This window comes from Bacillus arachidis, from assembly GCF_030285945.1.
In the GTDB taxonomy this organism is placed as follows: domain Bacteria; phylum Bacillota; class Bacilli; order Bacillales; family Bacillaceae_G; genus Bacillus_A; species Bacillus_A arachidis.
Map to the genome: position 1 here is coordinate 1846392 of NZ_CP127376.1, position 13772 is coordinate 1860163.

Consider the following 13772-nt stretch of genomic DNA (forward strand, 5'->3'; position numbering starts at 1 on the left):
GGTATACAATGGATAAACAAAAACATGTTACGCTTGGAGTTACAGGAATGACATGTGCAGCTTGTGCAACCCGGATTGAAAAAGTACTAAATAAAATGGAGGGGGTAGAAGCTAACGTAAATTTAGCTATGGAAAAAGCAAGTATTAAATATGATTCATCAAAACAAGAAATCTCAAATATAAAAAATAAAATTGAAAAACTAGGCTATAACGTAGCGGAGGAAAAAGTTACTTTAGATATTGAAGGAATGACATGTGCAGCTTGTGCAACCCGAATTGAAAAGGTGCTAAACAAAATGGAAGGAGTTTCGAATGCAACTGTTAATTTAGCTACAAACAGTGCGGTTGTAGAATATAATGAAGGTTTAATTTCTACAGAAAATATTTTAGAAAAAATAAAGAAGACGGGGTATAAGGGGCAAATACGTAGTGAAGATGTAGATCGTTCAGAGAGAAAAGAGGAGGTAATTAAGGAGAAGAAGCGTCAACTTATTATTTCTATTATTTTGTCTTTACCTTTACTCTATACAATGCTTGGGCATATGCCATTTGATACAGGTCTACCAATGCCGCATATTTTAATGAATCCATGGTTTCAACTTCTACTAGCAACACCGGTTCAATTTTATATTGGTGGCCATTTCTATTTAGGTGCTTATCGTGCTCTTAGAAACAAAAGTGCGAATATGGATGTACTAGTTGCCTTAGGAACATCAGCAGCTTACTTTTATAGCTTATATGAAGCATTGAAAACATTGAGTAATTCTGCATATGTTCCTGACCTTTATTTTGAAACAAGTGCAGTTTTAATTACATTAATTCTAGTTGGGAAATATTTTGAAACATTAGCAAAAGGACGTACAACAGAAGCAATTTCTAAATTATTGAGTTTACAGGCTAAAGATGCACTTGTTGTACATGATGGTCAAGAAATACGAATACCACTTGAAGAAGTAGTTATTGGAGATACGATTATTGTAAAACCAGGTGAAAAAATACCCGTAGATGGTATTGTAACCTCGGGGATATCTTCTGTTGATGAGTCTATGATTACTGGAGAATCTATTCCAGTTGATAAAAAAGAGGGAGACGCTGTTATCGGCGCGACTATTAATGCAAATGGTGTTCTGACTATTAGAGCTGACAAGGTTGGGAAAGATACAGCTTTAGCAGGCATTATTAAAATTGTTGAAGAAGCTCAAGGCTCTAAAGCACCTATTCAGAGATTAGCAGACATCATTTCAGGTATTTTTGTTCCAATTGTTGTAGCTATTGCTTTAATTGCTTTTATTGTATGGTATTTCTTTATCACACCAGGGGATTTACCAAAAGCATTGGAAGTTGGAATTGCGATCCTTGTCATCGCTTGTCCGTGTGCGTTAGGTCTGGCTACACCAACTTCTATTATGGTTGGCACAGGAAAGGGAGCAGAGAAAGGAATTCTATTTAAAGGAGGTGAATTTTTAGAAGGGACGCACAAAATCAATGCTGTGTTACTTGATAAAACAGGAACAGTAACAAAAGGGAAACCGGAAGTTACTGATGTATTAGAATTTGAAGAAGGTATGCTCGATTATGCTATTTCAGCTGAAAGTGCTTCTGAACATCCATTAGCACATGCTATTGTTGAATATGGAAAGAAAAATGAAATTAGATTGAAAGATTTAAAACAGTTTTCAGCAATTCCAGGTCATGGTATTGAAGCAAATATTGAAGACAAAAAGGTTCTTGTTGGAACACGTAAATTAATGAATGAACAATTAGTGGAAATATCACAACATGAAGAAGTCATGAAAGAATTAGAGTATCAAGGTAAAACAGCAATGCTTGTCGCAATTGATGGGAAACTTGCTGGAATTATCGCTGTAGCTGATACAGTAAAAGAAAGCTCAAAGTATGCGATTCAAACATTAAAAGAAATAGGAATTGAAGTATACATGGTGACGGGGGATAATAAACGTACAGCTGAAGCGATTGCGAAGCTAGTTGATGTTGATCATGTATACGCAGAGGTATTACCAGAAGATAAAGCTAAAATTGTAGATGATTTACAAAAGCAAGGAAAAAGAGTGGCAATGGTGGGAGACGGTATTAATGATGCACCAGCTCTTGCGAAAGCTGATATCGGTATGGCCATTGGAACTGGTGCAGATGTAGCGATTGAAGCAGCAGATGTTACTCTAGTTGGTGGGGATTTATCTCATATATCAAAAGCAATTGAGTTAAGTCGTAAGACAATGAAAAATATTCGTCAAAATTTATTTTGGGCTTTATTTTATAATGCAATTGGAATTCCTGTAGCTGCGGCTGGATTGTTAGAACCTTGGGTAGCAGGGGCAGCGATGGCATTTAGCTCAGTATCTGTTGTGACTAATGCGCTTCGCTTGAAACGCGTTAAAATATAAATTAAATGGAGGAATTTATTATGACAATCACATTAAACGTACAAGGAATGACATGTAATCACTGTAAAATGTCAGTAACAAATGCACTTACAGAGTTAGAAGGAGTACAAAATGTTGAAGTGGATTTACAAGAGGGAACTGTAAATGTAGAGTATAATGATACAAAAGTAGATGTAGAAAAAATGAAAGAAGTTATTGAAGATCAAGGATATGATGTGGAGTAAAAGGTAATTTCAATCGTTTTTTACAAAAAGGTCACTTTATGAAAAAGTGGCCTTTTAATTTGTGATTGGTATTGTATTATTATTTCATTTAAGAAGTGCAATATATTTTTAAGTATTAGGCTATGAAAAACAGTCTTGTGTCATCATTTATCTCGACCTGTTCGAGTCTATCGATAGGTATTGAATTGACGGAAAATTATAACGATAATACAATTAAATAAACTGGATAGACAGTTTTAAGGAGATTCATAGAACTTAAGGGGGATTGTTATGAAGCAATCATTTTTTATTGAAAATCGAAAAAGGTTAGCAGAAACATTACCGGATGAATCTGTTACGATTCTATTTGCCGGACAGGCACCTTATAAGTCGGCCGACGAACATTATAAATTTGTGCCAAACCGAAACTTCTATTATATGACCGGTATTGATGGGGCGAACGTTATTTTTGTGTTGAAAAAAGTAGGCGAAACAGTAGAAGAAATGCTTTTTATTGAGAAGGCAGATCCAGTTCTTGAAAAATGGGTAGGCAAAACAATTTCAAAAGAAGAAGCAGAAGCTATTTCAGGTATAAAAACGATTGTGTACTTAGACAGTTTTGAATCATCAATTGCGCGAACGTTTTTTACAGAACATGTGAAGCATGTGTATTTAGATTTGGAGCGCCGTGAGTGGGCAGGAACGCAGACACGGACGTTGGCGTTCGCTAAGCATGTAAGAGAACATTATCCGCACATTACAATCGGTAATGCCTATCCGAATATTTGTGAACTACGAGTATTCAAAACCGATGAAGAAATTGAAAAAATAAAGGAAGCTATTATGGTTACAAAAGAGGGTATTTATAATGTGCTTAAGCATGCCAAAGAGGGCATAATGGAATATGAATTGGAAGCTCATTTTGATTTTACGTTGAAATCATCCGGTATTAAGCATCATGCATTTAATACGATTTTAGCGAGTGGTAAAAATGCAACCGTGCTGCATTATGAGGACAATGATTCCGAAATTAATAAAGGCGATCTTGTGCTGCTTGACCTTGGAGCTCAGAAAGATTACTACAACGCTGATATCAGCTATACGTTCCCTGCAAGTGGAACATTTTCAGATCGCCAAAAACAGATTTATAATATTGTGTTAAAAGCACTGAGGGAAACAATTGAGATCGTGAGGCCGGGATTAAAATTCGCTGCACTAAATGAACATACAAAAAAGGTGCTCGCCGAAGAGTGCAAGAAAATTGGTTTAATCCAAGAAGACTCGGAACTCTCCAACTATTATTATCATGGGGTGAGCCATTTCCTCGGTTTAGATACTCATGATGTAGGTTCGTACAAAGACCGAGTGCTCGAAGCTGGTATGGTCATTACAGTGGAACCCGGCTTGTATATTGAGGAAGAAACGATTGGAGTTCGTATTGAAGATGATATTTTAGTTACTGAAAATGGATATGAAAACTTGTCAAAAGATATAATAAGAACTGTTGAAGAGATTGAGGATTTCATGAGGGTACACAATCCAAATGTGAAGGATAGACAGATTGTTGCAAAATAAGAAGAACGAAGGCGCCTAATTTGTGGCGCCTTTTTCATGTTGTTTTAGAATTTTTAGTAATATGTTATATAATGAGTTCCTATTGTGAAGGTACTAAAATTAAGCGTATAATATTAGAAGTCTATAGTAGAGTATACAAAGTTGTAGGTTATACTTATATGTGAAAATTTGTGAAGGTTTTAAAGAGTTTATATGAAAATTGAAGAGATATTATTGAAGCAACACTGGAATTTAGATAGGGAGTTATAAAATGAAATTAATTATTGCCGAGAAACCAGATCAAGGTTTGGCCCTTGTTTCCCAATTTAAATATCGCCGAAAAGATGGTTATTTAGAAGTGGAAGCAAATGAGTTATTTCCAAATGGAGCTTACTGTACATGGGCAATTGGTCATTTGACGCAGTTATGTAATCCGGAACATTATCACGCTGAGTGGAAAAAATGGTCACTTGATACATTACCAATGATTCCGGAACGCTTTCAATTTGAAGTTACAAAATCAAAGTATAAGCAATTTAATGTTGTAAAACAGCTGTTACATAATCCTCAAGTGACAGAAATTATTCATGCAGGCGATGCAGGGCGCGAGGGGGAATTAATTGTACGAAATATTATCAATCTTTGTAACGTGCAAAAACCGATGAAGCGTTTATGGATTTCCTCCTTAACGAAGCAAGCGATTTACCAGGGATTTAAAAATTTACTTGATGAAGCAGATACAATCAATACGTACTATGAAGCATACACACGATCATGTGCCGACTGGGTGGTTGGGATGAATGCATCGCGTGTCTTTAGTATTTTGTTAAAGAAAAAAGGAATGAATGATGTGTTTTCGGCTGGTCGTGTACAGACGCCGACATTAGCTTTAATTGTGAAACGTGAAAAAGAAATAGAGAACTTTAAATCAGAGCCGTTTTGGGAAGTGTTTGCAACTTTTAATATAGAGGGAAAGAAATATGAAGGAAAATGGGAGCAAGATAATGAGTCCCGTTTAAAAGATCCTGATATGGCGAATAAAATCGCAGCATTTTGCCAAAATAAACCGGCCGAAGTAAAGGAAATGAAAACAGAGCGGAAAGAGTTTCAGCCCCCATTTCTATTTAACTTATCATCACTGCAAGCAACAGCGAATAAAGCATTTAAATTTTCGCCGAAAAAGACGCTTGATATAACGCAAGCTTTATACCAAAAAGGAATTGTGTCTTATCCACGTTCTGATTCTAACTATGTAACGCAAGGTGAAGCAGCGACGTTTCCTGATATCTTACAAAAGTTAAGCCAGTTTGATGAATATAAAGAGTTATTACCAGCGCCGATTGAATCCATTATGAATAATAAGCGATATGTGAATGAGAAGAAGGTTACAGATCACTATGCAATTATTCCAACAGAACAAGTGACAAATCCAAGTAAACTATCTGGCGATGAAAAGAAAATTTACGATATGATTGTAAGGCGTCTCATTGCGGCTCATTATGAGGTTGCGATCTTTGACTATACAACAATTACAACACTTGTTGATGGCCGTGCTGAATTTATTTCAAAAGGGAAACAACAAATTCAAGAAGGCTGGCGCAAAGTTATTTTCCAAGATGATAAGGATGATGAAACCATTCTTCCAATCGTAGCAGAAGGTGAGCAAGGAAAAGTTGTAAAGGTGAAGGTGAAAGAAGGAAAAACGCAGCCGCCAAAGCGTTACACAGAAGGACAACTCATTACATTAATGAAGACGGCTGGAAAGTACTTAGATAATGAAGAGCTTGAGAAAGTATTAAAGAAGACGGAAGGTTTAGGTACAGAAGCAACTCGTGCTGGCATCATCACAATGCTAAAAGATCGTAAGTATATTGATGTTAAGAAAAACCAAGTATACGCAATGGATAAAGGGAAAGTATTAATTACCGCAATTGGGGATAAAATTTTAGCTTCTCCAGAAATGACGGCAAAGTGGGAACAGCGTCTAGCTGAAATTGGAGAAGGTACAGCTTCACCAGCAACCTTTATGGAACAAACGAAAAAATTATCGGCGAAAATTATTGAAGATGCGATTGAAATGTCTGAGAAATGGGATTTTACTGGATTGAATGTAGAGTCAATTGAACGAAAAGGATCGAAATTTACAATAGGTAAAAAAGTAGGGAGATGTAAAAAATGCGATGGGGATGTAATTGATAAATCGACTTTTTACGGTTGTTCAAATTATAATACAACTCAATGTGATTTCACTATCTCCAAAAAAATATTAGGAAAAACAATTTCACAAAAAAATATGACGAAACTATTAAAAGGTGAACAAACAGATTTAATTAAAGGGTTTAAGAAAAACGATAAAGCATTCGATGCGAAGCTAGAGTGGAAAGAGAATAAAATTAACTTTGTGTTTGAAAAGTGAAAAAAGGTGTTACGACAATATCGTAACACCTTTTTTCTAAGTATTTGTGTGTAAAGGGTCTAGTAGATATTCCCTCGTTTCTTGCATAGTTTACATAATTTTCATCCCGCTATTCGCGGGCAGTAAGACCCTTACCTCAAAACTGAGCGAAAGCATTGTCCAGTTCCAGTGGCTTCGCTTCTTCCTGCGAGGTAAAAAACACCTCTACGTCAGAAGCTCCATCCTCCTCACATTCTGGACGAGCCACTTCCACTTTTCTTTAAGAAGTTAGGTGGGAATCAACAGCCTGTAAAAGTCCGATTGGTGATGGCTAATAATCAGTGGGGATGAAGATCCCCATTAATTAAAGTTTCATTTTATATGTAAAGGTGTCATGTATCTTCTGTATTCATTTACCATACAAAAAGCCCCACAAGCATAGCGCTTAATAAGGAAACAGCCATTCCACTAACAAGAAGCTTCCAAACATTCTTACCGATAATTACTGATTTTTCTGCACCAAATAATGAATTGTAAGTCCCATAAATCATACCAACTGTACTAAAGTTAGCAAAAGAGGCTAGAAATGTTGTTGCAACTGCAATAGTATGCGGATGTAAAGAGTGTAAGCGTGATTTTAAATCCATCATCGCAACAAATTCATTAGTTGTAATTTTTATCCCCATTAATTCAGCGACATACATAGCATCAGTTCCTGATAAACCGAGTAAAAATGCAAAGGGACTAAAGATAATAGAGAAGATTTTTTGAATTGTTAAACCTGTTACAAAAAAACTTAAAATACCATTCAAACATGCTGTTAATGCTACATATCCAATAACCATGGCTAGAATAACAATAACCATATTCATCCCCACTAACATACTGTTTGAAATGGTAGAGAAAAAATCTTTTTTTTCTTCTTTTGATGGTGAATAAACAATATCTTCTTCTTTAGTGATTGCTATAGGATTTAAAACATTTGCTAAAATTAATGCATTTATACAGTTTAAAGGAATTGCACTGAAAATATATGTTGCTGGAACCATTGATAGATAGGCACCAAGAATAGATCCGCTGACGCTACTCATACTCATAATTCCAAAAGTCAACAAACGATTTTCTTTTAAAACAGATAATTGGTCACGAACTACAGCAAGAGCTTCCGTGTTTCCTAAAAACATCATTTGAATGGAAAAAAAACTTTCTAACTTTGGTAAACGAGAAATTTTTGAAATGATTGCACCTACTTTATCAATAATCCAAGTTAAGATTCCAAAGTAAGAAAGAATATCGAAAAAAGTGATAACAAAAATGATAGGAAGTAATGCGCTAAAGAAGAAGTCAACTGTTTGATTTTCCATAGCTGATGGAAACGCAAATCGAATACCTTCATTCGCACATGAAATGAGCCAAGTGAAAAATGATGCAATTTTATTAATTATGATACTTCCCAATTTGGTGCCTAACATAAACCATGTAATAAAAAGTTCAAGGATTATCAGAATAATGATTGGTTTCCACTTTATGTTTCTTTTATTAGGTGAACATAAGAAAACTACTAATAATACAATGAAAATCCCTATAATATTTAATATCAAATTCATGTCAACAACTCCTTGAGGTTTATTATTTGTATATAAAAAAGCTCTTATTCTCCACACTTAGGCTAATGAAGGAGAAATTATGAAAAACAAGAGGGAAATGTAAAAAATATGAAGGGGATCTATTTTAGGAAAAGTCATTATTTTTTAGGTGTTTTTAATTCGTGGAAAATATTATTAAATTAGAAATAATTATGAAAGAAGCTGAAAGTGTGAATGAAATTTTATCACATGAAGAAAGATGAGATAGATATGCACTTACAAGTAAAGTAGTTTAGTATAACTTTGTAATGCGAATGAAATTTGTAGTATTTCTCCAATTTTTTATACTGAAAGCGAATTTAATTAAAAAATTCAAAAAATAGTATTGAAATATATTATTCTTAAGACTATAATAAGTGATAATAAAATATATACTAGTTAAATATTCAGAATCTTCAATTAGTTAAAAATGGAAATGAAATAATTGATTTTGTAATGGAGGTTGTATCATGTCGAATAAAGTACCTTTTTCGTTCATAGTAGTTATCGGATTAATGTTATTTGCTCTCTTTTTTGGAGCAGGAAATTTAATTTTCCCTGTAATGTTAGGTCAATCAGCTGGAACAAATATTTGGTCAGCGAATGCGGGATTTTTAGTAACTGGGGTTGGACTACCATTACTTGGTGTATTAGCATTTGGAATTTCAGGAAAAGAGGATTTACAATCACTGGCAAGTCGTGTTCACCCTGTTTTTGGAATTGTATTTACAACAGTTCTATATTTAGCAATTGGTCCATTATTTGCAATACCGAGAACGGGTAATGTTTCCTTTGAAATTGGTCTTAAGCCTTTTGTACCAGAAAGTTTAAGTTCTATGGCTTTAGTTATTTTTACAATAATATTTTTTAGTATTACTTGTTTTTTTTCGCTCAATCCTGCGAAAATTGTCGATATTGTTGGAAAAATCTTGACGCCAATTAAGTTAACGTTCATTGGAATTTTAGTAATTGTTGCTTTCATTCATCCGATAGGGGATATGCAAGCACCTGTTGAAGCATATACATCTAATGCATTCTTCAAAGGGTTTCAAGAAGGATATTTAACAATGGATACACTTGCATCTTTCGTATTTGGTATTATTATCATTAACGCTATTAAAGAAAAAGGGGCAAAAACGAAAAAGCAAATTATGGTTGTTTGTGCAAAAGCAACGATGATTGCAGCGACAGTATTAGCAATTCTTTATACGGCGCTTTCTTATATGGGAGCTTCAAGCGTAGCAAAACTGGGGCACTTAGAAAATGGTGGGGTAGTTTTAGCGAAAGTGTCAAACTACTACTTTGGTTCATATGGTGGAATTCTATTAGGATTAATGATTACAGTAGCTTGTTTAACGACTAGTGTAGGACTTGTTTCAGCATGTTCTTCATTTTTCCATAAACTATTTCCAAAGGTATCTTACAAAAAAATTGTTATTATTTTATCTGTTTTTAGTGCAATTGTTGCGAATGTAGGATTAACACAACTGATTGCAGTTTCTGTTCCGGTATTAACAGCGATTTATCCATTAGCGATTGTACTAATCTTTTTAACATTCTTCCATTCATTATTTAAAGGGAGAACGGAAGTGTATCAAGTAAGCTTACTAGTAACGTTTATTATAAGTTTATTTGATGGATTAAATGCAGCTGGAGTGAATATCCAAGTAGTGAATCATGTATTTACTAAATTTCTTCCAATGCAAGAAGTAGGCCTAGGATGGATCTTCCCAGCTATTATTGGTGGATTTATTGGATACGGTATTAGTCATTTAAGAGTGAAAAATGAAATTCATTCTAGCGTAGCAAAAGCTAATAAGTAGTGATATGCATGAAAAAAGTTGTAGAATTCGTTTAGGAAGAGTAATGAAAGGTATTACGCATTGGCGTAATACCTTTTTGGTTTGGATTACTTATCATGAAAGTAATGAATAGACATGTATATGGTCTAAAGTATAAAGAGATTGCTGTAACTATGGAATTTAAACATTTATTTGCAGCTTCGCTATGGATTGGAGGATTTTCTGCAAGTATACCTCTTTTATCTAAAGATCATAAGAATGGGAAATGGACGTTATATTGGGATGCCATTAAAAGATTTTCACCATGGGCAATATGTGCGGTTATTATTATTGTCGTAACCGGTTTATTTAATAGTAGATTCTTTATTCCGACAATCGATTCTTTCTATTATAGTATCGCTCGGTACATGTATATTTGTATTGCGTCTTAAAAAGTAATAAAGAAAGAGCTTACCATCTTATAGGTCCTTTCTTCTTTATATTTGATTAACATCTTTTAGGCTCAGCCGCTTCTTTTGTTAGGAGTGATTTTGGCTTTATATTTACAAAGCAAATGCTTATGACAATAAACAATAGTCCGATAAATAAGCTAATTGTAATCGCTTCGTGTAGGAAAATAGAACTAACAATAATTGCGATGAGCGGAATAAGAAATGTGTAGGCTCCAACTTTACTCGCTTCGCCAGCTCCGACAAGTGTAAAGTAAGAAAGCCAACCCAGTGCAATTACAAAGATTGAAATGAATAGTAGTACGATTGCAAATGGTACGCTCCAAGCGATACTAGACCAACTTTCAAATTCTGAACCGAGCCCAATTAAGCAGAAGCCACCGATAATGAGTTGAAGGGTTACCATCCAAATAGCGTTTACACGGTTCCCGGTTCTTTTTATAAAAACGGTCCCTAGCGCCCAGCCTATTGCACATCCTAAAGCAAGAAAAATACCGATGATAGAAATATGTCCAGTTAAGCCACTAGAACTAATAACAGCAACGCCTGTAAATCCAAGAATAAGACCAAAGATTTTTAAGCCATACATTACTTCTTCAAGCCAAATCCAAGAGAAAATTCCAAGTAAGACAGGCTGGAGAAATACAATAGCGGAAAAAAGTCCTGCAGGCATATATTGAAGTCCTACAGTTTGTAGACCATAAAATAAAATAATATTGAGTAAAGCTGAAATAAAGTACAAATGCCAAGTTTCTTTTAAATGTAATTGTTTGTACTTAGGCAATGCGAAAATAAGTAGAATGAATCCTCCAATTACTGTTCTAAGTCCTGCAAATAATACGGGTGGTGTATAATGCAGGGCGAATTTAGATAAGGGCCAATTAATCCCCCACATAAGAACGAGAAATGAAAGGAGCATGACCGTTTTTGTTCGTGAAAGCTGTGTCATGATAATACCCCCTTGTTGTATTTCATTTCATTATGATATGATATTGAACACGATAAATAAAATGAATCTTTTTTATAAGGAGTATAAGTAATTTGTTATGACCATCACACAACTTCAAGTTTTTGTAAAGGTAGTTGAACTAGGAAGTTTTACGAAGGCAGCTCGGGTTTTGAATATGACACAACCAGCTGTGAGCCATGCTATTTCTAGTGTTGAATCAGAACTCGGTGTAACGCTTATTATACGTGATAAAAGAAAAGGTCTAATTCTGACTGACGTAGGAACTCGGATTCTTGTTCATTTTCGGGAAATTTTAAGTGGCGTTGAAAAAATAGAACAAGAGGTTGCGATGGAGAAAGGGCATGAAGTCGGGACAATTCGAATCGGAAGCTTTCCAAGTGCATCAGCATATTTCTTGCCTAAAATGATTAATATCTTTCGCGAAAAATATCCGAATTTAGAGCTGGTTCTCTATGAAGGAACTCTTAAAGAAGTGGAAGAGTGGCTATTATCACGTGTAATTGATGTAGGAATTGTTATTTTGCCCAATAAAGAAATGGAGATTGTACCGTTAACAAAAGGAGAAATGGTTGTTGTCTTGCGGGATGATCATCCTCTTTGTGAGAAAGAGGCTATTACAATAAATGATTTAGAAGGTGAACCAATTATTTTATTTAAGGGAGGATACGAACCACCAATTATTGATATGTTTAAACAAGCAGGTGTACCACTTCGAGTTGAGTATGCGGTGTCTACCGTTACAACATCTTTAAATATGATTCAAGAGGGGTTAGGTTTAGCGATATTAGCTGAATTATCATTAATGAATTTACCTCCAAATGTCAAAACGAAAGAATTAGCACCTCAAGTGTGGAGGGAAATTGCTTTGGCTGTTCCTTCATTAAGGGAATCTTCACTAGCTGTTCAACTATTTATTGAAGAGTTCCAGGGGCTATTCGCAGAATGATAAAGAGCGTCTCATATATGATAATGAGACGCCTGTTTGTTTTTCACTATAATAACGCCAAAAAAAAGTCTATAAAAAGGATTGACGTACCTCTTAGTTGTAACTATAATGATTACATCAAGGTGGTGATCATAATGAAAATTAGTAGCCGCTTTTCTATAGCTGTTCATATTTTATCTATTTTGGAAAACAATTCATCCCCCATTTGTACTTCTGAATTCATGGCCAAGAGTATAAATACAAATCCGGTTGTAATTCGAAGAATAATGTCTGACTTAAAACGGGCTGAGTTTGTTTATGTAAATCGAGGGCCAGGTGAGGCTGAACTATTAAAGGATTTAACTGAGGTTACATTATTAGATGTGTACCATGCAGTAAATGTAATTGCGGAAGATAAGTTATTTCATATTCATGAACAACCAAATTCAGATTGTCCAATTGGGGCAAATATTCAAGCTGTTTTAGAGGTTATTTTAGTTTAGGCACAATCTGCAATGGAAGAGGTCTTGAAAAGTATTACTATGGGGCAGTTATTTCAATCTTTACAAGAAAAAATAAATGCTTGAAATAAGAATTGAGGAATGCAGAGCTCTATAAAAAGGAGAATGCATATTTTTTTCTTCTAAATGTAACCAATTCCGTTACATTTAGAAATAATAAAAGAAGGTAAGGTGTAATCATATGTCTGTAAAAATGAAAGTATACTCTGATTTTATTTGTCCATTTTGTTTTTTGGCAAAAGGTCCATTGGATGAGGTAGCTAAGGAGAGAGATGTAGAAATCGAATGGATGCCATTTGAATTACGTCCAAGCCCGTATTCAAAAATCGATCCATGGCAAGAACCAGATAAATTAAGTTCTTGGGATTCTTTTATTCTTCCTACTGCGAAAAAATTAGGAATTGAAATGCATTTACCTCGTGTTTCTCCGCATCCATATACACATTTAGCTTTTGAAGGATGTCAATTTGCGAAGGAGTATGGATTTGGAAACGAGTATCATCACCGAGTATTTACTGCGTTTTTCCAAGAAGAACAAAACATTGAAGATATTGATGTATTAACAAAGCTAGCGGTAGAAGTAGGGCTTCCTGAAGCGGAATTTAAAGATGCTTTAGTAACTCGTAAATATAAAGAGAAACATCAAAAAGCAATCCAACATGCATATGATGAGGCGAATATTATGGCTGTTCCAACAGTAATGATTGGAGACGAAGTCATTCAAGGGCTTGCTAGTAAAGAAATGTTAGAAAGAGTAATTGATAAAGAAATACAAAAGGAAAGAACAAATTCATTTGATGGCATGCAATGTACGACTGATGGATATTGCTAAGTCTGATATTTAATTAAAGAGTCAAATCTGTTTGTTTAAATAAACTATAAAACTTATATACCTAGAGGCTTTAATATGTCAGTAACTACAA

9 protein-coding genes and 2 pseudogenes are annotated in these 13772 nt (G+C 34.6%); 9 read left to right on the top strand and 2 right to left on the bottom strand.

Going from position 1 to position 13772, the window contains the following annotated elements; all coding sequences use genetic code 11:
* Positions 1–8: 8 nt before the first annotated feature.
* The 4 genes from QRY57_RS10865 (at position 9) to topB (ending at position 6578) form a co-directional block, all read left to right on the top strand.
* The gene (locus QRY57_RS10865) at positions 9–2405 is read left to right on the top strand and encodes a heavy metal translocating P-type ATPase (protein WP_286017429.1); all 2397 of its coding nucleotides are present in this window, start codon (positions 9–11) and stop codon (positions 2403–2405) included.
* Between the two features lie 20 nt (positions 2406–2425).
* Positions 2426–2629 (top strand): copper chaperone CopZ, encoded by a 204-nt coding sequence (gene copZ, locus QRY57_RS10870; RefSeq protein ID WP_026591988.1) that lies wholly within the window; start codon positions 2426–2428, stop codon positions 2627–2629.
* Between the two features lie 270 nt (positions 2630–2899).
* Entirely contained in the window at positions 2900–4183 is a 1284-nt protein-coding gene (locus tag QRY57_RS10875; RefSeq protein ID WP_286017430.1) for an aminopeptidase P family protein, read from the top strand.
* A gap of 250 nt (positions 4184–4433) precedes the next feature.
* A complete protein-coding gene (topB, locus tag QRY57_RS10880; RefSeq protein ID WP_286017431.1) occupies positions 4434–6578 on the top strand; it encodes a DNA topoisomerase III in 2145 nt (714 codons plus the stop codon).
* A 392-nt stretch (positions 6579–6970) separates the two neighbouring features.
* Here the strand turns inward: topB and QRY57_RS10885 are convergent, their stop codons facing one another.
* Positions 6971–8164 (bottom strand): nucleoside transporter C-terminal domain-containing protein, encoded by a 1194-nt coding sequence (locus tag QRY57_RS10885; protein ID WP_026591984.1) that lies wholly within the window; start codon positions 8162–8164, stop codon positions 6971–6973.
* A 488-nt stretch (positions 8165–8652) separates the two neighbouring features.
* On the opposite strand from QRY57_RS10885, the gene brnQ reads away from it, so the two are divergent.
* Together brnQ and QRY57_RS10895 are read left to right on the top strand one after the other, a co-directional pair.
* Complete coding sequence (gene brnQ, locus QRY57_RS10890; protein WP_286017432.1) at positions 8653–10005, top strand: branched-chain amino acid transport system II carrier protein; 1353 nt, start codon at positions 8653–8655, stop codon at positions 10003–10005.
* 47 nt (positions 10006–10052) lie between these two features.
* A pseudogene (locus QRY57_RS10895) lies at positions 10053–10373 on the top strand (copper resistance protein); the annotation flags it as partial.
* Positions 10374–10470: 97 nt separating this feature from the next.
* Here the strand turns inward: QRY57_RS10895 and QRY57_RS10900 are convergent.
* The gene (locus QRY57_RS10900) at positions 10471–11382 is read right to left on the bottom strand and encodes a DMT family transporter (RefSeq protein ID WP_026591981.1); all 912 of its coding nucleotides are present in this window, start codon (positions 11380–11382) and stop codon (positions 10471–10473) included.
* A 97-nt stretch (positions 11383–11479) separates the two neighbouring features.
* On the opposite strand from QRY57_RS10900, the gene QRY57_RS10905 reads away from it, so the two are divergent.
* The 3 genes and pseudogenes from QRY57_RS10905 (at position 11480) to QRY57_RS10915 (ending at position 13681) form a co-directional block, all read left to right on the top strand.
* A complete protein-coding gene (locus QRY57_RS10905) occupies positions 11480–12349 on the top strand; it encodes a LysR family transcriptional regulator (RefSeq protein WP_208018245.1) in 870 nt (289 codons plus the stop codon).
* 134 nt (positions 12350–12483) lie between these two features.
* Positions 12484–12915: pseudogene (locus QRY57_RS10910) on the top strand (Rrf2 family transcriptional regulator).
* A 115-nt stretch (positions 12916–13030) separates the two neighbouring features.
* Positions 13031–13681: a DsbA family oxidoreductase gene (locus tag QRY57_RS10915; RefSeq protein ID WP_286017433.1), complete on the top strand. Its 651-nt coding sequence runs from the start codon at positions 13031–13033 to the stop codon at positions 13679–13681.
* Positions 13682–13772: the final 91 nt, after the last annotated feature.

Excerpts from the sequence above, each read along its gene's own strand:
- QRY57_RS10865 (WP_286017429.1), top strand. The coding sequence starts at position 9 with ATGGATAAACAAAAACATGTTACGCTTGGAGTTACAGGAATGACATGT.
- copZ (WP_026591988.1), top strand. The coding sequence starts at position 2,426 with ATGACAATCACATTAAACGTACAAGGAATGACATGTAATCACTGTAAA.
- QRY57_RS10875 (WP_286017430.1), top strand. The coding sequence starts at position 2,900 with ATGAAGCAATCATTTTTTATTGAAAATCGAAAAAGGTTAGCAGAAACA.
- topB (WP_286017431.1), top strand. The coding sequence starts at position 4,434 with ATGAAATTAATTATTGCCGAGAAACCAGATCAAGGTTTGGCCCTTGTT.
- QRY57_RS10885 (WP_026591984.1), bottom strand. The coding sequence starts at position 8,164 with ATGAATTTGATATTAAATATTATAGGGATTTTCATTGTATTATTAGTA.
- brnQ (WP_286017432.1), top strand. The coding sequence starts at position 8,653 with ATGTCGAATAAAGTACCTTTTTCGTTCATAGTAGTTATCGGATTAATG.
- QRY57_RS10900 (WP_026591981.1), bottom strand. The coding sequence starts at position 11,382 with ATGACACAGCTTTCACGAACAAAAACGGTCATGCTCCTTTCATTTCTC.
- QRY57_RS10905 (WP_208018245.1), top strand. The coding sequence starts at position 11,480 with ATGACCATCACACAACTTCAAGTTTTTGTAAAGGTAGTTGAACTAGGA.
- QRY57_RS10915 (WP_286017433.1), top strand. The coding sequence starts at position 13,031 with ATGTCTGTAAAAATGAAAGTATACTCTGATTTTATTTGTCCATTTTGT.